Source organism: Brevibacterium sp. Marseille-P9724 (assembly GCF_902500275.1).
GTDB lineage: Bacteria > Actinomycetota > Actinomycetes > Actinomycetales > Brevibacteriaceae > Brevibacterium.
The window spans coordinates 1-19,274 of the sequence record NZ_LR723003.1 but is presented as its reverse complement, the minus strand read 5'-3'; the positions used below and the strand labels follow the sequence as shown (position 1 = coordinate 19,274).

Annotated in this window: 15 protein-coding genes and 5 pseudogenes; 9 read left to right on the top strand and 11 right to left on the bottom strand. The window is 65.7% G+C overall.

The genetic code is table 11. The annotated features are described in order from the left end of the window. Nucleotides 1-330: 330 nt before the first annotated feature. The gene (locus GC119_RS11305) at nucleotides 331-570 is read left to right on the top strand and encodes a hypothetical protein (RefSeq protein WP_370919400.1); all 240 of its coding nucleotides are present in this window, start codon (nucleotides 331-333) and stop codon (nucleotides 568-570) included. Further along, complete coding sequence (locus GC119_RS11300; RefSeq protein WP_370919399.1) at nucleotides 488-1,048, top strand: IS5 family transposase; 561 nt, start codon at nucleotides 488-490, stop codon at nucleotides 1,046-1,048. Before GC119_RS11305 ends, GC119_RS11300 begins: the two co-directional genes overlap by 83 nt. Nucleotides 1,049-1,057: 9 nt before the next feature. Here the strand turns inward: GC119_RS11300 and GC119_RS10760 are convergent, their stop codons facing one another. Further along, nucleotides 1,058-1,738, bottom strand: coding sequence for a metal-dependent transcriptional regulator (locus tag GC119_RS10760; RefSeq protein ID WP_070576468.1), 681 nt, complete (start codon nucleotides 1,736-1,738; stop codon nucleotides 1,058-1,060). A 369-nt stretch (nucleotides 1,739-2,107) separates the two neighbouring features. Between GC119_RS10760 and cmtR the strand changes: the two genes are divergently transcribed. The 3 genes and pseudogenes from cmtR to GC119_RS10745 all read left to right on the top strand — a co-directional run bounded on the left by cmtR (nucleotide 2,108) and on the right by GC119_RS10745 (nucleotide 4,869). Continuing rightward, nucleotides 2,108-2,470 carry a Cd(II)/Pb(II)-sensing metalloregulatory transcriptional regulator CmtR gene (gene cmtR, locus GC119_RS10755; protein ID WP_070576465.1) on the top strand — a complete coding sequence of 121 codons (363 nt, stop codon included), beginning with the start codon at nucleotides 2,108-2,110 and terminating at the stop codon, nucleotides 2,468-2,470. 206 nt (nucleotides 2,471-2,676) lie between these two features. Continuing rightward, a pseudogene (locus GC119_RS10750) lies at nucleotides 2,677-4,564 on the top strand (heavy metal translocating P-type ATPase). Next, nucleotides 4,561-4,869, top strand: coding sequence for a hypothetical protein (locus GC119_RS10745; RefSeq protein ID WP_070576462.1), 309 nt, complete (start codon nucleotides 4,561-4,563; stop codon nucleotides 4,867-4,869). Before GC119_RS10750 ends, GC119_RS10745 begins: the two are co-directional and overlap by 4 nt. Nucleotides 4,870-5,312: 443 nt before the next feature. Here GC119_RS10745 and GC119_RS10740 read toward each other — a convergent pair whose 3' ends face one another. The 6 genes and pseudogenes from GC119_RS10740 to GC119_RS11295 form a co-directional block, all read right to left on the bottom strand. Further along, the gene (locus GC119_RS10740) at nucleotides 5,313-5,852 is read right to left on the bottom strand and encodes a hypothetical protein (RefSeq protein ID WP_141750259.1); all 540 of its coding nucleotides are present in this window, start codon (nucleotides 5,850-5,852) and stop codon (nucleotides 5,313-5,315) included. Next, nucleotides 5,821-6,144: a metallophosphoesterase gene (locus GC119_RS10735; RefSeq protein WP_176745928.1), complete on the bottom strand. Its 324-nt coding sequence runs from the start codon at nucleotides 6,142-6,144 to the stop codon at nucleotides 5,821-5,823. The genes GC119_RS10740 and GC119_RS10735 overlap by 32 nt, the downstream gene beginning before the upstream one ends. A gap of 542 nt (nucleotides 6,145-6,686) precedes the next feature. Next, nucleotides 6,687-7,889: an IS110 family transposase gene (locus GC119_RS10730; RefSeq protein WP_070576451.1), complete on the bottom strand. Its 1,203-nt coding sequence runs from the start codon at nucleotides 7,887-7,889 to the stop codon at nucleotides 6,687-6,689. Nucleotides 7,890-8,113: 224 nt separating this feature from the next. Further along, the gene (locus GC119_RS10725; RefSeq protein ID WP_141750258.1) at nucleotides 8,114-8,446 is read right to left on the bottom strand and encodes a hypothetical protein; all 333 of its coding nucleotides are present in this window, start codon (nucleotides 8,444-8,446) and stop codon (nucleotides 8,114-8,116) included. Between the two features lie 16 nt (nucleotides 8,447-8,462). Beyond that, nucleotides 8,463-10,181: pseudogene (locus GC119_RS10720) on the bottom strand (recombinase family protein); the annotation flags it as partial. A gap of 326 nt (nucleotides 10,182-10,507) precedes the next feature. Further along, nucleotides 10,508-10,780 (bottom strand): annotated as a pseudogene (locus GC119_RS11295) (recombinase family protein); the annotation flags it as partial. Nucleotides 10,781-10,804: 24 nt separating this feature from the next. On the opposite strand from GC119_RS11295, the pseudogene GC119_RS10715 reads away from it, so the two are divergent. Then, nucleotides 10,805-11,509 (top strand): annotated as a pseudogene (locus GC119_RS10715) (oleate hydratase); the annotation flags it as partial. 303 nt (nucleotides 11,510-11,812) lie between these two features. On the opposite strand, the gene GC119_RS10705 reads toward GC119_RS10715, so the two are convergent. Beyond that, entirely contained in the window at nucleotides 11,813-12,319 is a 507-nt protein-coding gene (locus GC119_RS10705) for a DUF2254 family protein (RefSeq protein ID WP_070576439.1), read from the bottom strand. Nucleotides 12,320-12,569: 250 nt separating this feature from the next. Here GC119_RS10705 and GC119_RS10700 point away from each other — a divergent pair. After that, nucleotides 12,570-13,769 (top strand): annotated as a pseudogene (locus GC119_RS10700) (IS110 family transposase). 26 nt (nucleotides 13,770-13,795) lie between these two features. On the opposite strand, the gene ychF reads toward GC119_RS10700, so the two are convergent. Continuing rightward, a complete protein-coding gene (gene ychF, locus GC119_RS10695) occupies nucleotides 13,796-14,881 on the bottom strand; it encodes a redox-regulated ATPase YchF (RefSeq protein WP_070777425.1) in 1,086 nt (361 codons plus the stop codon). 219 nt (nucleotides 14,882-15,100) lie between these two features. On the opposite strand from ychF, the gene GC119_RS10690 reads away from it, so the two are divergent. Continuing rightward, entirely contained in the window at nucleotides 15,101-15,934 is an 834-nt protein-coding gene (locus GC119_RS10690) for a hypothetical protein (RefSeq protein ID WP_070576594.1), read from the top strand. 40 nt (nucleotides 15,935-15,974) lie between these two features. Here the strand turns inward: GC119_RS10690 and GC119_RS10685 are convergent, their stop codons facing one another. Together GC119_RS10685 and GC119_RS10680 are read right to left on the bottom strand one after the other, a co-directional pair. Next, nucleotides 15,975-16,808: an LLM class flavin-dependent oxidoreductase gene (locus GC119_RS10685; RefSeq protein WP_070576597.1), complete on the bottom strand. Its 834-nt coding sequence runs from the start codon at nucleotides 16,806-16,808 to the stop codon at nucleotides 15,975-15,977. 37 nt (nucleotides 16,809-16,845) lie between these two features. After that, complete coding sequence (locus tag GC119_RS10680; RefSeq protein WP_151953132.1) at nucleotides 16,846-17,235, bottom strand: heavy metal-responsive transcriptional regulator; 390 nt, start codon at nucleotides 17,233-17,235, stop codon at nucleotides 16,846-16,848. 107 nt (nucleotides 17,236-17,342) lie between these two features. Between GC119_RS10680 and merA the strand changes: the two genes are divergently transcribed. Further along, complete coding sequence (gene merA, locus GC119_RS10675; RefSeq protein WP_151953131.1) at nucleotides 17,343-18,764, top strand: mercury(II) reductase; 1,422 nt, start codon at nucleotides 17,343-17,345, stop codon at nucleotides 18,762-18,764. Nucleotides 18,765-19,274 lie beyond the last annotated feature (510 nt).

Here is a 19,274-nt window from a genome sequence, read left to right as displayed (position 1 = left end):
GATGGTCATCGGGGCGTTACGGTGTGTCATGGAAGACCTCCGGGTCAGGGTGCGTGTCGTTACCCACCTCGATACCGGGGGTCTTCTCTGACCTCAAATCCCGTTCACAACCTCCCGAGGAACTACACCTAGGGTGTGTTGCTAAAGGCTGATGTGTGGCGTGCGGGTGATGCTTAAGGCGTGGCGCGTACTGAGATCTCCGATGAAGTCTGGGCTGTGATCGGCCCGCTGTTCCCGGTTCCGAAGGCGACGGGGCGTCCGCCGGTGGAGCGTCGCGCGGTGGTGGAGGCGACGGCGTGACGGTATCGGACCGGCGCGCCGTGGCGGGACGTGCCGGAGCGGTTCGGGAACTGGAACACGATCTACAAGAATATCAACCGGTGGTCCGAGCAGGGCGTCTGGGCGCGCGTGCTCGAGAAGGTTCAGTCCCTCACCCACCAGCGTGGTGAGCTGGACTGGGTCTCATCGATCGACTCGACGATCGTGCGTGTCCATCAGCACGGCGCGACCCTCCGACGGGACACAGGGGGCTCGATCGAACTACAAGAAGTTCGGGCCGGAGCCGCCTGATCACGCGATCGGCCGCTCCCGCGGTGGACTGACCACCAAGAACCACCTGGTCTGCGACGGGAAAGCCAGAGCGCTGGCCTTCCTGTTGACGCCGGGGCGGGCAGCAGACACGAGCATGCTCATCGACACGCTCTCCGAGATCCGCGTCCCCGGGCGAACCGGCAGACCGAGGTCACGGCCGGACCGGGTGCTCGCGGACAAGGGCTACCCGTCGAAGGCGAACCGGGCCTGGCTGCGCGAGCACGGCATCGCCACCACGATTCCCGAACGTGACGACCAGATCGCACACCGTCTCAAGCGGCCCGGCCGGCCGATCGACTTCGGCCACGAGCAGAAAGAACGCTACAAGCGCCGCAACGTCGTCGAACGCTGCTTCAACAAGCTCAAGCAATGGCGCGGCATCACGATGCGCTCAGACAAGACGGCCCGCAACTACCACTCCGCGATCTGCCTCGCCGCAACCCTCCAATGGGTTTAGCAACACGCCCTAGCTGCTCACCAGCGAGACGTAGAGCGCATCGGTGGCCGAGCGCCCCAAGGGCACAGGTGCCACTGCGCCCGTGACGCGCACGTCCACGGCGTCGGAGAAAGGCGCACCCTCCTCCAAGGCGAGGACGGCCCCGACCACGATGCCGTGACCTTCGAAGAACTGCAGCAGCGCCGGATCCGCGTCCGAGATTCGCTCGACGAGGACCCGCTCCCCTGCTCCGATCCCCGTGAGCTGCTGCGCCTCAGGGATTACCACAGTGCCATCGGCCGCGGGGATCGGATCGCCGTGGGGATCACGCGAGGGGAACTCCAGATAGGCGTCGATCCGATCGACCATGAAGTCCGACACCGCGTGCTCGAGGTTCTCCGCCTCGTCGTGCACCTGGTCCCACGAGTAGCCCAGGACGCTGACCAGGAAGGATTCAATCAACCGATGCCTACGCACCATCGCCAAAGCGTGCGCACGCCCGACCTCGGTCAGCTCCACCGACCCGTACGGGGCGTGGGACACCAGCCCTTGGTCGGCGAGCCTGCGTACCGCATCCGACGCGGAGGACAGCTTCAGGCCCGTCCGCTCCGCGATCAGCGTAGGAGTGACCGGTTCCGTCGACCACTCCGAGAGGCCCCAGACAGCCTTGAGATAGTTCTGGGCGCTCGTGGACAGGTCAGAGACGGACATGAGTCCAGGATAGCGCGAACTCTGGACTACGAAGAGGCCGCGTAGAGAACTACGCCTCTGGCATGCCGCAGGATCATACGCTGCGCAGGCACCTCTAGAAAGTCCCTTCTGAGCCCCCGGCTTCTGAGACTGCGTTCTGGGACCAGATCACCGGCCACGCGCCGGGGATCGGGTCTCGTCTCGTCAGGGTGATGTCTGTGAGACGCGTCGAACACGTCTCACGCGGGAGCTTCGGCGACCGACCCCTGCACAAGCCAGACGAAGACGACCCGGCGAGCCATGGGTTCAGCGCAGAACGGTCTCCGACGTCCCCGAGTACCGAGCGCACGGCTCTGGCCATTAGGTCAGCAATTGCTGTATGGTCAGTACATGCTGACTATTGCTTCGCGTGTCGAGGTCATGAACCGGCTCGGCCGTGCCATGGCGGATCCGACCCGTTCGCGCATCCTGCTATCACTCCTGGACGAGCCGGGCTACCCGGCAAAGCTGGCCCGAGACCTGGAGCTCACGCGCACCAACGTTTCCAACCATCTGTCCTGCCTGCGCGGCTGCGGGATCGTCGTCGCCGAGCCGGAGGGTCGGCAGACGCGCTACGAGATCGCCGATCCCCACATCGCGGCGGCGCTCACGGCTTTGGTCGACGTCACCCTCGCCGTCGACGAGAGCGTGCCGTGCATGGATCCGCGGTGCACGGTCCCGGGCTGCTGCGCCCCCGAAGGGGCCGAGCGATGAGCGACGAGTGCTGCGGCGTCGACGAGCCGCATCGCGGGAACAGGGCGACGAAGACGGCGTCGACCCAACTGATCTCGGTCAGCAGCGGCCCGACGGCCACGGGCGATGCCTGCTGCGGCCCTGTCGACCCGACCACCGAACTATCCACGCCCGAGGGCGACGCGTGCTGCGGACCGTCCGAGCCCCGCCGCGACGAGCACGAGGACATGCCCCCATGGTGGCGCGACCCCTCTCTCGCCTTGCCTGCCGCCTCCGGGCTACTCTGGGCAGCGGGCCTGATCCTCGAGTGGACTGGCCTCGAGGTCCTGGCGCTGGTCGTCTTCGCCCTCGGGCTCGCGGCCGGGGCATGGACCTTCGTGCCCGGCACGCTCAGACGGCTGTTCACCGCAAGAGGCCGTGGACGCCTGGGCGTCGGCCTGCTCATGACCATCGCCGCGGCCGGAGCGGTGCTGCTCGGCCATGTCGGCGAGGCGGCGGCGCTGGCGTTCCTGTTCGCCTTGGCCGAGACGCTCGAGGACCGTGCGATGGACCGTGCCAAGGAAACGCTGCGCGCGCTGCTCTCGCTTGTCCCCCAGACCGCGCGGGTCTCCCGGATGTCGGGCACCGTCGACGTCCCGGTGGCGGAACTCCGGGAGCTCGACCTCCTCGTGGTCGGCGCGGGCGAGCGGGTCGCGACCGACGGCGTCGTCGCTGAGGGGCGCTCGAGCATCGACGCCTCCGCCTTGACCGGGGAGTCGATCCCCGTCGAGGTCGGCCCAGGCGACCCGGTGTCCGCCGGCGCGGTCAACGGGTCCGGTTCGCTGCTCGTCGAGGCCACCGCCGACGGCCGCGACAACTCGCTGACCCAGATCGTCGCCCTGGTAGAGCAGGCCCATGCCCGCAAGGGCGAGAAGGCCCGGCTGGCCGACCGCATCGCCCGCCCGCTCGTGCCCGCCGTCCTCGTCGCCGCCGTCGTGGTCGCATTGTTCGGCTTCCTCGTCGTCGACCCGTCGACGTGGATCGAGCGTGCCCTCGTCGTGCTCGTGGCAGCATCCCCGTGCGCGATGGCGATCGCCGTTCCCGTCACGGTCATCAGCGCGATCGGGTCGGCCTCGAAGTTCGGCGTCGTCGTCAAGTCCGGTGCCGCGTTCGAGCAGCTCGGCACGATCCGCATGGTCGCCTTCGACAAGACCGGCACGCTCACGCAGGGCAGTCCGCAGGTGACGGATGTCCGAACCGTTGCCGGGACCTCCCGCGACGATGTGCTCGCCTGGGCGGCCGCCGTAGAAGCGACCAGCACCCATCCCCTGGCGGCCGCGATCTCTGCCGCCGCCCACGACGTCCCGGCGGCAGAGGAAGTGAACGAAGAGGCCGGGCACGGACTCGCTGGCCGCGTCGACGGCCGGGCGATCAGGGTCGGCAGTCCCCGGTGGCTCGACCCGGCGGGTCTGCGCACGGATGCTGATGAGCTGACCGAGGCCGGGATGACCGTCGTGGTCGTCGAGGCCGACGGCGAGGCCGCCGGACTGATTGGAGTGCGCGATGAGCTACGCCCCGAGGCCGCCGAGACGGTGCGCATGCTCCGCGACCAGGGCATCGGCACGGCCATGCTCACCGGCGACGACTCCCGCACCGCGCGCCCTGGCACGGGAAGCGGGCATCGACGACGTCCGCGCCGAGCAGCTCCCAGCCGACAAGGCGACCGCGATCACGGAGCTGACGTCAGCCCGACCGACTGCGATGGTCGGCGACGGCATCAACGACGCACCCGCGCTGGCCACGGCCACCGTCGGCATCGCGATGGGAGCCACGGGCTCTGCCGCCGCCGTGGAGTCGGCCGACATCGCCTTTACCGGCCACGACCTGCGCTTGATCCCCGCCGCCCTCGCCCATGCGCGGCGCGGGCGGAGAATCATGACGGCCAACATCGTTCTCGCGCTGACGATCATCGTCGTCCTGTTCCCGCTCGCCCTGTTCGGCGTGCTGGGACTGGCCGGCGTCCTCCTCGTCCACGAGGCCGCCGAGGTCGTCGTCATCCTCAACGGCGTGCGCGCCGCGCGCCGCCCGGCTGCTCTGCGGACGGGTAGTGCCGTGAGAGAGCGGGACCCGGCATGATGCGCACCAATCCGCTGGACGGACTGCCGATCGCCTGCGCGTTCACGCCGGGTGCGGGCAAGGACCAGATCGAGCGCTGGCGAGCCTTCGACGACGAGTACGCCCTCGGCGTCGAGCGCACGGAGACCAGGGTCGTTGTGCGCTATGCCAGGACGGACGAATCCGTTCAGCGGCTGCGAGAGCTCGTCGCGGTCGAGAGCTTATGCTGCTCCTTCGTCGACTGGGGAGTCGAGGACGACCGGAAACGCCTGCTCTTCGTCGTCACAGGCAGCGCCGAGCAGCTCGCCGCGCTCGACCTCGGATAGTCGAATCGACGGCTCAGTCTTGCTAGCCTGAGACCACTACATCCCCCACGCCTCTCGACGACGCGCACTTGGGGGATTTTCTCTGCTCAGACCAGTGTGAGCGCCCACGCGCTCATCGCGCTGGACCTTCCCCACGAGACGACTATCGCCCCGGGAGTCCGAACCGTGAGGTCCGAATAGTCACCGGGGCGTTACATTAGACAGTATACCGTAGTCGTGCCCTCGACTCACGGGCGTCGGCGCGAGACGAGCCCGTCCTCGTAGGCAAGGACGACGAGATGGGCCCGGTCCCGGACGTAGAGCTTCGAGCGCGGGGCACTTCTACCACGGGCCCTCACCACCATGGTTGCCGGGATCGCACGCGTGAGGACCAGAATGCTGGTGCCGGCCGTAAGCCCTGCCTTCGTAGTCCGACCAATGCTCGCAGCGCTGAATTCCAGGCATCAGTCCGTCTCCACATCCGGCCCGGCAACGAAGGACTCGTACGTCGCATCAGCGGCCGAGAATCGCAAGACGTTCAACCGGCCGGTCACTTCGACTGACCCATCGATGTAGTAGTGGCTGTCGCCATCATGGAATGTGCCATGGGATCCGTCTTCGTGCATCTCGGATGTGCGGACGTGGCCGGCGATCACTGTCTTGATGAACGGCCCGAACGTCGGAGGGAACTTTTCGGCGAGCACGTGGTCGGGCGTCGCCGCGCGCCACATCTCCCCCGCCTCTTCGTCCACGCCGGCGTGCACGAAGATCTGCTCGTCGGTCTCGTGGACGCGCGGCAGCCTGCGCAGCCAACCGACGATCTCCGAGTGCTTCATCAGAATCGCGTTCTTGATGTTGTGGTTCATCGTCGGCCCGTCGAGGACGGACGCGTCGCTGCTGGGATCGCCGTGCCCGAGCGCATGAGCGAGCTCAAGAGGGTCGAGGAACGATTTCACGGTGCCGAGGTCAGCATCACCCAACAGCCAGGAAAGAGTCATCGTCATCGCCGTCCAGCCAGTCGAGAAACCAGTCGTCGTGGTTCCCGAGCAGCGCGGTCACTCGTTCCGGGAACCGCTGCTGCAGGTCCCTGACCGTCTCGAGCACCTCGCGGCTGGCTGGGCCGCGGTCGACGTAGTCGCCAAGGAGGACCAGCTCGGCAGCGGGGTCGCGGTCCAGGTCAACGAGCTGAAGGGCCGCGTGGAAGGGGTCGATGTGGCCGTGGATGTCAGACAGGGCGTACGAGCGGGCTCCGAAGCTGACGGACGAACAGCTCTTCACCGCCCGGGAGTTGGTCAAGCACGGCGTCCCGAAGGCGGCCATTGCACGGGAGCTGGGTGTCTCGGCAGACGCTGTACACCGCGCTTGCCGGCAAGGGTGTCTACGCACCCGACGATGAGTGAGTGTGCACAAAGAGCCCCGCGGTCAGAACGATCGCGGGGCTCTTTCTGCGCTCACCTGCTGGCAGCGACGCCGGTCGACGGAGAGGATGGAGACCATGACGCCGACGAACCCGCCCAGCCTTAATGACGCCGTCCGTGAAGCCGTCACCATGCGTCCGATCCCCCGGGAGGCACTACGGGCCGGAGCCAAGGCCGCGGCCGATGTCGCCATGAGACGTCACACGCTTGGTCGGTCGGTCACGCGGGACAGCGAAGGCTGATCAGACGTCCGGCCAGTGACATCGCCGGCTGCACTCAAATGCCGGGGGGTGCCCCTATGTTTTTCGTCAAGGGGTAAAGGTCAGATTCCTCAAGAATATTCGGTTTGGCTCGGATGTCAGGGGTGATCGGTCCGGGAACTGCCTCCCAGACTGACCTGGCACTTCGCTTCAGTACGGTTCAGGCAGCTGTGGCCGCCTCGGGTGTGTGGAAGTAAGCGCCATCGCGCAGCATCGCGTACAGCACGTTGCAGCGCCTGCGCGCTAAGGCGATCAGTGCTTGATTGTGTTTCTTATGCTCGGCACGTTTCTTGTCGTAATAGGCCTTCGACAACGGGTCCTTCAACGCAGCGAACGCGGACAAGAACAACGCTCTTTTGAGGATCTTGTTCCCCCGACGCGAGGAATGGTCTCCTCGGATCGAGGTTCCTGACCGCCACGTCACCGGTGCCAGGCCGGCATAGGAGGCGAGGTGTCCGGCGGATTCGAAGTCCTTACCCACGACCTCGGTCAGGATCCGCGCCGCGGTCCTGACGCCGACTGCCGGCATCGACGTCAGGAGCCCGAAAAGCGGATGTGATTCCACCAGCTCCTCGATCCGGGCGAGTACGTCGTCCCGTGACGTTCGTGTCTGCGCCAACGACGTCGCCAACTCGGGTAGGACGAGTCCGGCCGCGTCGGTGCCCGACACCTCCACCGTCTGCCCATTGAGTGCGGTGAAGATCGCTGTCGCCCACCTCTTCCACGCCCGGGGTGCCTGCTTGCGCAGCAGAGTCTCGACTCGGTGTTTCCCGGCATGCTTGAGCGCTTTCGGTGTCGGGTATTTCGCCAGCAGGGCCAGCATGGCCGGATGATCCAAGTGCGGACCGATCACGGTCTCGAGTCCGGGGTGGATCTGAGTGAACAGACCGCGGATCCGATTCGACGTGGCCGTGGCTTGTTTGGCGAGGTCATCGTCGTAGCCGCACAGCATCGACAACTCCGCGACGTTCTCATCCGCGGCCCGAATGCCCCGCAGCGTCTGCGGCATGGTTCGGGCGGCTTCAGCGATGATGCCGGCATCGCGGGCATCGGTTTTCGCCTCGCCAGGGTGTAAGTCAGCAATGCGACGCATCGCCAACCCCGGCAGGTAAGCAACCGCGAAGCCCTCTGCTTGGGCGACCGCGATGGGCAGGGCCCCGATCGTGGCAGGCTGATCGACAACAACCAGCAGCTGACCGTGTTTGGCCAGCCGGGTGAGTAGGGCTTTCAGTTTCGTTTCGTTCTGCGGCAGTGCCTTCGATAACAGTTGTTTTCCGTCGCGATCAACAGCGACGGCGTGGTGGTTGTGTTTGCCGACATCGATGCCGATGAATACGTCGGTGTCAGCGTGGTTGGTGATCATGTCACTCATCTTCTTCGACTCATGTGACCGGACATTTTGGTTGTGGTTCGGCTGGCCGGTGGTGCTGTGGCTCCAAGGTTCGGCATCCACGTTACGGTCGGGCTCAAGGCATGGGTTCTGCCAGTGGTTCTGGCCCCTATCAGCGATTTCCCTGGTGCCTTCGAACCCCGGTGACTACACCCTCCGGATCATGATGACTGGGGGCATCAATCATGCCGGGGCCCTTAGGCCAGCGACCCCTTTCTATCCTGACGGATGGTGGGGCTACTTAAAAGGTAACGGGGGGAATCGTCCTGCACACCCTCGGCAAGGACTTCCTGTGCGACAGCGACCCGTCGATCCCCCTGTCGGACAGACCACAGGGCCTTATCCGTCGGGTCGAGGTCGAGGAGGTCGGCCATCTCGTCCCAACTCAGTCCGGCCTCGTGCATGGTCCTCATCCGAGCCACGATGGACCAGTACCGCCAGCGTTCAGCGGCCAGTGGGTCATGGGCGGCGTCCTGCCGGTAACGACGGAAGTCCCGGCGAGCTTGGTCGGCTTCGGTGGTCATTGGCACTCCCCTTCCTCAACCGTCACGTGCGGACGGTCGCCTGCGTCTGCCTCTTGTTGCCGGCCACATCAGTCCAGGACACGACGCACTCGACGGCATCAGGTGATCCCATGGCCAGCAGCAAAGGGAACCTGGCTTCGCCACCGGGCGGGATCGTGCCGAGGGGCCCATCTTCTCGATGCACGCCGAAGTAGGCATCTTCGGACAGGTCCTCGAACTCGAAATCGACATCGGTGGCCGGCCCCTTGGACATGTTGTGCAACACCAGCGACCAGTGGCGCTGTGTCTTCACTCGCCCTTTGCTGTCGGTGCGGACGCTCTCACGTACCTCCGCCCGCGGCCACACGCCCTCGGATGGGTCTGGGCCTTCCGGCTCAGCACTCTTCGATGCCTCGACCGACTGCTGGAACTGCGCGGTTGCCCGGCTGAGGAAGTTGTTGAGGTGGCCCACCAGGTCACCGTCATGCGCATACTCGAAGACAAGTGCTGTCTGGCGCAGTTCGTTCAGGTAGGAGTCCAATCGCTTTCTCTCATCCAGCGCCGGACCGCTCAGAGGCGATCGTGGGCTCGAGTTCGCCAGAACGGCCACCGACTTGCCGGCATCGACGAGGACCCTGATCTCCTCAGCTGTTCCTGAGTCCGCTTCGCCGGTCTGAGTGCCGAGGCGGTCGTAGAAGAGAGCGACGGCGAAGTCGGCCTCCTCGACGATCTGATCGTTGAGGATCGCCTGAGGACGCTCACCGAACTCGGGCACAGCATGTTCGGTCCACGACACCGGAAGGACCGTGAGCCCGACGACGCGGCCGAGGTTGAGATTCCACTGGCTGATCGTTCGGCGAATGACAGCCATGTCTGCAGTCGGCACGTCGCCGGGAGCCGAGATCAGCAGATGCAGGGCGAGAGTCGGATAGGCCATCATCGGCTCCTTCGTGTGGTCGTCAGGTCGTGGACGTCTTCTGCGTGACCTTACCGTCTCGGGGTCGAAAGTCTTCCTTCCCCGCGGGTGCGGGTACAGCCGGACAGTGCAGAAGAAGTCGATGACCCGGCGCTTGATCATGAGGTCCGCGTTGTCGAAGGCCGTCACGGGGTCCTTCGCGTCCAGCACTCCCCCGAGATCGACCGTGGCCGTCAACGACCGGCGTTCGGCCTCCAGGGCAGCGATGGCAGTGTTCTCGCGGTCGCGGATGCGCTTGAGATCGTAGCCTTCGATGATCTCCTGGTCGTAGTCGTGCTGCGCACGCTTGACCCTGGCCTGGTGGGTGCCGATCTGGGCCCGAATCGCCTGCAGGCGCGGCTCGTCACCTGTGGGGATCGCATCTGCCAGGTCCGGTCGGGCCAGACGTGCCCGGATGATCTTGAGTACCCACGGCTCCACATGACTGTGCGAGCGGTTCAGGTGGCCCGCAGGACAACGGTATCTGTTCGAGGACGTGATCACCGGGGTCTCGCAGATGCCGCAGAGGTAGAGACCGGAGCCGAGGTGCTTTCTTGCCGTGGAGCCGGTGCGGTTGGTGATGCGCTTCGGCTCGTTCAGACGTTCCTGGACCGTCCACCACACCTCCGGCTCCACGATGGGCGTCCACTTCCCCATGACGGGGTTGCCGTCGTCATCACGCAGGATCTGGGCGTACCAGCTGCGGCGCTTGTTCTCGGCCCGGTCGTTGCGGTCGGTGTATACCGAGTAGCCGGCATAGCGCGGGTTGCGAAGGATGCCCAGTACCGTCGAGGAGTCCCAGGGACCGTCGTCGGGTACGGGTTGGGCGGAAGACCAGCTGCTTCACGTTTCACATTACGCTCGATTGCCAGCACCCTGTTGCGCTTGGGCAGATGCGGCAGCGAGGCCGGAACATTGTTACCGACGACACCTGACAGCGCCTTGGCAATCGATGCGACCGTGGGACCGTCTTGGATGGAGAAGAGTCGGTAGATCTCGTGAACGACCACGGCCTCGTCCTCGATGAGGTCGCCACTGGTGGCATAGCCGAGTGGGCGAACGCCCTTGGGGGCTCGACCCTGCCGAGCGCGTTGCAACTGTGCGGCCGACTGCCTCTCACCTTTAACCTCGATCTCGTTGCGGGCAATGGCGGAGAACATGTCGGCGGACAGCCGCCCCGCGGCGGTCGTGCAATCGATGTCGGAGCCTTTGGAGAAGGTCAGGAGGATCTTGTGCTCCTGGGCGGCCTCGATGATTCGCACACCGTCAGCACGGTTGCGCTCGAGGCGCGGCCACTCCTGCGCGACGATGACATCGATCAATCCACTGGCGACGTCGGTCAGAAGACGCTCGAAGGCGGGACGCTTCTTCCTGCCGGAGCCGGTGGTGTCGTTGTCCTCATACACTTGGACGAACGTCCACCCCCGCCGCTCGATGAGCGCATCCCCGCCTACATCGAGCGCATCGCCCAGCGCGATCCGTTCAGCGGCCGCGTGGTCACCGGCGGCATCGTCACCGCCGAGGACTCCTCCTGGCTGCTGAGCTGGACGGTCGATCGCCAGCCGCACTTCAAGAAGCAGCCGAAGGATCAGATCGTCGTCTGGGTCTACGGTCTGTTCGTCGACGTCGACGGCGACTACGTGAAGAAGCCCCTGGCGCAGTGCACCGGCGAGGAGATCACCCAGGAGTGGCTCTACCACCTGGGCGTGCCCGTCGATGAGATCCCCGAGCTCGCGGCGACCGGCGCCCGGTGCGTGCCGGTCATGATGCCCTACGTGACGAGCCAATTTATGCCCCGCCGCGCGGGTGACCGGCCGCAGGTCGTGCCGGAGGGGGCGGCGAACTTCGCGTTCCTCGGGCAGTTCGCGGAGACCGGCCGCGACACGATCTTCACGACCGAGTACTCGGTGCGCACCGGCATGGAGGCCGTCTACGAACTCCTCGACGTGGAGCGCGGCGTGCCGGAGACCTGGGGCTCCACGTACGATGTGCGCGACCTCCTCGAGGCCTCGGCGCACATGCGCGACGGCAAGAAGATGGAGATGCCCGGCCCGGCCGCGCTGCGCGGCTACCTGCGCGACAGGCTCGAGCACGGGGAGATCGGCCAGCTCCTCGAGGAGCACGGCCTCATCTGAGTCCCGCCCACCGCGGGTGCGCCTCGGGCCCGGCCCCGAGGCGCACCTAGGCTGGTCCCATGTCGCCCACCGCTCCCCTCGGCTCGGAATCCCGCCTGCCCGCCGCCTGGCGGCCCTGGCGCCGGCCCTCGCCGCTGGCCGGTGCGCGGCCCACGCCGGCCCAGCTCGCCGCGGCGGCGGACGGCCCGGCTCGCGACGACGTGCCGCCGCTGCCCGGCGATGCCGAGTCCGCGGGCCTGGTGCGCCTGCTCATCGTGGGCATCACCGCATGCCGTCAGACCTTCGACCGTCCCGGTGCGGTGCTCAGGGCGCAGCCGGTGACCGATGAGTCCCGGGGGCACCGTGGGTGCCGGGGTGGCCGGACGGGGTGGCCCTGTGGGCGCTGCCCAACCCCAGCGGGCTCAACGTCCATGAGACCGCCGCAACGGTGGCGCAGAAGTGGCGGGAGGCGTGGGCGGCCAGGAGCGCCTCGCGCTTGGCGATGTCCGGGGGGAGTTCGGTGAGGATGTCCTCGATCTCCTCGAGCGCCTGGAAGGCGCGGCTGGGATCGTTGGCCGCGGGCGAGAGCGCCTTGAGCGCGATGTCGACCATGGCGCGGATCGCGCCGAAGGGCCCGCTGGCGGGCGAGAGCACGTCGCCGAACGCCAGCGCCGATTCGAGCGCGCGGCGCTGGGCCCGGCCCACCGGCGCCGAGGTCCGGAAGAGGATCCCGCCGCTCGGCACGGGGGTGCCCAGGCTGGGCACGAGCTCGATGCGCATGCCCCACGCACCCTCGCAATCGAGCAGGCGCGGGATGTTAACGGCGAGCACAAAGTCCCCGTTACCTTTTAGGTGTCACTGTTTTCCGTCAGGATAGGTAGTGCTGGGAACCGGCTGACCCCGGCATGATGTCTGCCCCCAGTTGTCCATGATCCGGGGGTGTTGTCACTGGGATCAGTCTGGTTCGTTTGGATCGCTGATAGAAGCACGCTCTGAATACTGTGGGGCTGCGTAACGTGGATGTGAGCGAACGAACCATCGGTGACCTGGTTTGTGCTTAAGAGACCGAAGAAGGTAACCGATGCAGCCACAAGTATTTCTTGGCATCGATGTCGGCAAGACAGAACATCATGCCACCGCTGTTGACCATGATGGCCAGGTAGTGCATGACAAGCCATTGCCGCAGTCCGAACCGAAGATCCAAGAACTGTTAACAGCTCTTGCGGCCAAGCATGAACAGCTGCTGGTCGTGGTGGACCAGCCTAAAACCATAGGCGCGTGAGTTTTCGCGGTAGCCCAACAAATGGGGATTGCCGTTGCCTACCTGGCGGGGCTGACCATGCGCCGTGTCGCTGATCTTCATCCAGGCCAGGTGAAGACCGATGCCAGGGATGCTTACATCATCGCTGATACAGCCCGCACCATCCCCCACACACTGCGCGGGATCACTATCGCGGACGAACACATCGCCGAATTGTCAATGCTGTGTGGCTTCGATGACGATCTGACCGCCCAGCTGACCGGGGTACGCAATCGGCTGCGCGGCCTGCTCACACAGATACATCCTGCCCTTGAACGGGTAGTGGGACCGCGCCTGGCCCATCCAGCAGTAGTAGATATGCTCAGCCGCTATCCCACTCCCGCAGCACTGCACGAGGCAGGACGCAGCCGCGTGAGAACACGATTGAAGAAACTCGCACCCCGCATGGCGGCCCGCCTGGCTGACGAGATCTTTGCAGCTTTGGCCGAACAAACCACCATCGTGGCCGGAACAAACACTGCCGGGCACATCATCAGCCGACTCGCCGCTCAGCTTGCACAGCTGACCGAGCAGCGCGCCGATATTGAAGCTGAGATCTTAACGGTGGTCGATGCTCACCCTCGAACCTGCGTCCTGACCTCTATGCCCGGCATCGGGGTCAGGACAGCCGCGCGTATCCTCACAGAGGTCGTCGGCAAGAACTTCAAATCCGTCGCACACCTAGCCTCATACGCCGGTATCGCACCAGTAACCCGCCGATCCGGAACTTCCATTCGCGGTGAAGCACCCTCCAGACGCGGAAAGACAACCCTCAAACGCGCACTATTCCTATCAGCCTTCGCATCTATCAAAGCCGACCCATTCTCACGTGCGTACTACGACAGAAAACGTGCCGAGGGCAAACGCCATAACCAAGCCATCATCGCCTTGGCCAGACGCAGAACCGACGTCCTATACGCCATGCTTCGCGATGGCACCCTTTACGAACCCCGCCCCACGCAACAAGCTCCAGCAGCTTGACGAAAACTATAGAAGCACCCCCCGTACTACACGTTAAACCGGAACTCCACCACGTCACCGTCGGCCATAACGTAGTCTTTGCCTTCCATGCGGACCTTGCCGGCGGCTTTCGCCTCGTTCATCGAGCCCAGGTCATCGAGGTCTTCAAAGGACACGATCTCAGCCTTGATGAAGCCCTTCTGGAAGTCGGTGTGGATGACGCCGGCAGCCTCGGGAGCGGTCCAGCCCTTGCGGATGGTCCACGCACGTGCCTCCTTCGGCCCGGCAGTCAGGTAGGTCTGCAGACCAAGAGTGTCGAAGCCAACGCGAGCCAGCTTGTCCAGACCAGGCTCGTCCTGACCGGTAGATTCGAGCATTTCGGCGGCTTCTTCAGGATCCAGCTCAATGAGTTCAGCTTCGAACTTCGCATCGAGGAAAATCGCCTCAGCCGGAGCCACGAGCTCGCGCAGCTGCTTCTGCATGTCCTCATCAGCCAGGCCCTCTTCATCAGTGTTGAACACGTAGATGAAGGGCTTTGCCGTCATGAGCTGCAGTTCGCTCAGCAGCGAAACATCAATCCCGGCTTTCTCCGCACCCTGGAACAGGGTGGTGCCGTCTTCAAGAAGAGCCGCGGCTTTATCCATCGCTTCAAGCACCGCACCGTCAATGAGCTTGCGCTTGACATCCTTTTCAATGCGCGGACGAGCGTTCTCCAGCGTCTGCAGGTCAGCCAGAATCAGCTCGGTCGAAATCGTGTCGAGGTCACCCGCCGGGGTCTCTGAACCTTCAACCCGGGTGACATCCGGGTCGGAGAAAGCGCGCGTCACCTGGCAGATGGCATCGGCTTCGCGAATATTGGCCAGGAACTTATTCCCCAGGCCCTCACCTTCCGAGGCGCCCTTGACGATGCCCGCAATGTCCACAAAGCTCACGGTCGCCGGCAGGATCTTCTCGGAACCGAAGATCTCAGACAGGCGGTCCAGCCGCGGGTCAGGCAGCGGCACAACGCCCACGTTCGGGTCAATCGTTGCGAACGGGTAGTTCGCCGCGAGAACTTCAGCACGGGTCAAAGCGTTAAACAGGGTCGACTTGCCCACATTGGGCAGTCCCACAATTCCAATAGTCAAAGCCACGCGGACATTTTAGCCCGCGCCCGGCACACGCTCACCGACGGGCGTGCCTCGGGAGAAGGCGCGTCCGTCCCACGACCGTCCGCCCGCGCTTTCAGCTTTCTGTGCGGACTTGTTCAGCCGATGTCCTCCTGCACGCCGCTTTGAATCCATAAGCTGAGCAGATCAGCTCGCTGTGACGAGCTGTGTTCAGACCCGCCGACACCGCACGGAAGGAATCCCGTGGCACCAGCCGAGCACACCGGCCCCGCTGATCCTCAGCAGCCTAACCGCAAGCCCACCCCCGAAGAATGGGCTCAGGCTTTCCGCACCTCCCAGGGGCGGCCGCCGACGGTCGAGGAGTACCGGGCAGCTCTTGACCGCGGCGAGATCCACAATGATCAGCACCAGTCCTTCGACCAGTTCGGCGAGCAGCTCAGCTCCGGCTTCCGCAACTTCACTGCCAGCGCGAAGGACGCCTACACCACCCATGTTGCGCCGACGGTTGAACGCTCCAGCGCAGAAGCGCAGGACTTCCTCAACAAGCACGGCGCACAGGGCAGCGGCAAGATCGGCACCTTTGCACGCTGGGCATCCTTTGGTCTGCCCGCCGCAGCGCTCCTGGCAATCATCAGCCTTTTTCTGCCGTTCGCCATGGTCGACATACTGGGCGACCACGGCACCCTGAACTTCTTCTCGTTCTCGGTCATGGTGAGCGGTCGAGCCTTCGCCGGCATCCTCATCATGTTGCTGTGCCTGGGCGCAATCGGCACTGCAATCGCTGCGATCATCACGAAGAAGCCCATCCTCAAACTGATTGCCGGCGGTGCGGGTGCGCTGGCGGGCCTGCTGGGCATCTTCAACGTTTTGGCCCGCCTTCCCTATGTCTTCTCCGGCATGTTCCCGCACGTGGGTCTTGGCCTCTTGGTCCTGATGTCGCTGGTTTTGATTGCCGGAGGTGGCCTGCTCGTGGTTGAGTTCTTCACCCAGCGCGGCACCAAGCCGCCTGCTGCTGGGCAGCGGCCTTCGGGCCCCGCTGACGAGGCGCCGCCACAGTCACCCCACTCCCCCGCCTAAGTGCCGGGCGGGCTGGCTACCCCGGCGGGTTTCTCCCAGATCAACTGATGGGATACCCCTCCGTGGGGCCCTGCCAGGCCGGCTGCCAGCCGAGTTCAGGCGCAACGTGTGTGGCGAAAACTTCCAAAATGTGGAGGTTGTAATCAACACCGAGCTGGCTGGGAATGGTGAGCATGACGCTGTCAGCGTCCATGAGCGCGGTGTCCTGCTTGAGCTGTTCGACCAGCTGGTCTGGCTCCGCCGCGTAGGTCTTGCCGAACGTAGAGCGGAAACCGTCAATGACGCCGATCTGGTCGTTCGCACCCTGGCCGCGAGCGCCGAAATACATGGCATCGAGCTCGTTGACGATCGGGAAAATGCTGCGTGAAACGGACACGCGCGGCGTCCAATCATGGCCGGCCTTTTTCCATGCATCGCGAAACAGTGCGATCTGCTCCGATTGCAGCTGTGCGAAGGAATCACCCGTGGCCTCTGTCAGGAGGGTCGAGGACATGAGGTTGACACCCTGCTGTGCGGCCCACACTGCTGTTTCGCGGCTGCCAGCGCCCCACCAGATGCGGCGGTCAAGACCTGGCGAGTGCGGTTCAATGCGCAGACGCCCGTGTTCATCAGCCGGTGAGGGCGGGAAGCCGGATTGCTGACTGGCAGGTTCGACCATGCCTTCACCGCGGATTGCCGCCATGAACTGTGGGAACTTTTCGCGCGCGATATCGGCTCCGCGCGGGTCGGTGGAACCTGCGTAGCCAAAGGCTTCCCAGCCGCGCTCAGCCGGTTCTGGTGAGCAGCGCGAGATTCCCAGCGCCACCCGTCCATCGGACAAGAGGTCGAGTGCGGCGGCTTCCTCTGCCAGGTACAGGGGATTTTCGTAGCGCATGTCGGGCTTGTGGCGTTGGTGCGACCGGCTCTGCCGTTTACAGGTACCGGCAGACCTGGTCCGCGCTGCACGAGTCGGGGTCGAGCTGCGCGGCGTCGCGTCTGAGCTCGGTGATGGTGTCGCGCAGCGCGGCGAGCTGGGCGATCTGCTGCTCGATCTCGGCGAGGCGTGCGTCGAGGAGGTCGCGCACGTGCTCGCAGGGCGCATGGCCGCCGTCGCGGATGTCGAGGATCTGGCGGATCTGGGCGAGGGTGAGGCCCGCGGCCTGGCCGCGGTGGACAAAGTCGATCCGGGCGGCCGTCTCGGGCGCGTAGTCGCGGTATCCGGACGGCGTGCGCTCGGCCGGCGGCAGCAGGCCCTGCTCCTCGTAGAACCGCAGCGTCTTCGCCGTCGTTCCCGCCCGCTCGGCGAGTTCCCCGATGCGCATCGCAGGCCCCCTCTTCTTTCGGCAGAAGTCCTCTTGACCTTCCCCTGCACTGGAAGGTCCAGTATGGCTGAGACAGACCGGAAGACCAAGTGTTGACAGGAGCTGCGATGCCCACGAAGTACGACCTCGCCATCATCGGATCGGGCGGTGGTGCGTTCGCCGCCGCGATCCGCGCGACCACGCTCGGCAAGTCGGTGGTGATGATCGAGCGCGGGACGCTGGGCGGCACCTGCGTGAACACCGGCTGCGTGCCGTCGAAGGCCCTGATCGCCGCGGCCGACGCACGGCACTCCGCGGCCGACGCCGCCGACCGGTTCCCGGGGATCGCGACGACGGCGGGGCCGGTGGACATGCCCGCCCTGATCGCCGGGAAGCAGGCGCTGGTCGAGTCGCTGCGGGGCGAGAAGTACGCCGACGTCGCCGACTCCTACGGCTGGCAGGTCCGCCGCGGCGATGCATCGTTCGCCGGCGGCCCAGACGCCCCGGTACTGGAGATCATCGCCGGCGACGGGACGGTCGAGACCATCGAGGCCGACCACTTCCTGGTCGCGACTGGTTCTCGCCCGTGGGCTCCGCCGATCGACGGCCTGGAGGAGACCGGGTACCTGACCTCGACCACGGCAATGGAACTCGCTGAGGTTCCTGAGTCGTTGCTGGTGCTCGGCGGCGGCTACGTCGCCCTGGAGCAGGCGCAGCTGTTCGCTCGCCTCGGCTCGCAGGTCACGCTGCTGGTGCGGTCCCGGCTCGCCTCGAAGGAGGAGCCGGAGGTGTCCAAGGCGCTTCAGGAGGCGTTCGCCGACGAAGGCATCCGCGTCGTCCGCCGCGTGGTGCCCACCCGGGTGTCCCGCGGCACGGGAGGCGAGGCCGTCGTGACCGCCGACGTGTCCGGCGACTCGCAGGAGTTCCGCGCCGAGCAGGTGCTCGTCGCCCTCGGACGCCGTCCCGTCACCGATGGCCTGAACCTCGATGCGGTCGGGGTGAAGACCGGGGACTCCGGCGAGGTGGTCGTCTCCGACCGGCTGCGGTCCTCGAACCCGCGGATCTGGGCCGCAGGCGACGTGACCGGGCACCCCGAGTTCGTCTACGTCGCCGCCCACCACGGCACCCTCGTCGCCGAGAACGCGTTCGCCGACGCCGATCGTGCCGTCGACTATTCCCGCCTGCCGCGGGTGACGTTCACCGGGCCCGCGATCGGAGCGGTCGGGATGACCGAGAAGGAAGTGCTTGCTGCGGGGATCCGCTGCGATTGCCGCGTCTTGCCGCTGCACCACGTGCCCCGCGCGCTGGTCAACCGCGACACCCGCGGGTTCATCAAGATCGTCGTGAACGCCGACACGAACGAGATCCTCGGCCTGACCGCCGTCGCCAAGGACGCCGGAGAGCTCGCCGCCGCCGGTGTCCACGTGCTCGGCAAGACCGTCGCCGAGATCGCCGACGCCTGGGCTCCCTACCTGACGATGGCCGAGGGCATCCGGATCGCCGCGAAGGCCTTCACCACCGACCCGTCGCTGCTGTCGTGCTGCGCATGACCGGCAGCGCAGGCAATCGGGGAGATCTCATCCTGAAGAGGTGCAGACGACGAGCGCCGATCAGGACCGCGACGAACGGCGCGCCGGTCCCGTCGTCGCTGCAGGGACCGGACTGCTCTTGCTGGCATGCTGCGCGCTTCCGTTGCTGCTCTGTTGCGGCCTGCCGCTCATCGCGGCGGGCGGAGCACTCGCGGGCGTCGGTGGGCTCCTCGGTAACCCCTGGATCATCGGTGCCGGGATCGCCGTCGTGATGGCCGTCACGGCGGGGATGCTCGTCAGGTTAGGGCGGCGGCACCGAGGCCGCAGGACCGGCTGCTGCGAAAATCCTTCGACCGCTGATCGGAACCGGTAGCTCGAGCGGATCCAGCCATCATCGCCACCTCGGCCACTTCGGCAACCCGCGGCCCTTCCACGTCTCCACGAGACCGGCGGCCGAGCGGACGGATGCGAAGAGCCCGTAGCCGGCCCCGGCGAGACCCACGGAGACCACGAGCCAGCGCCCGATGCCGA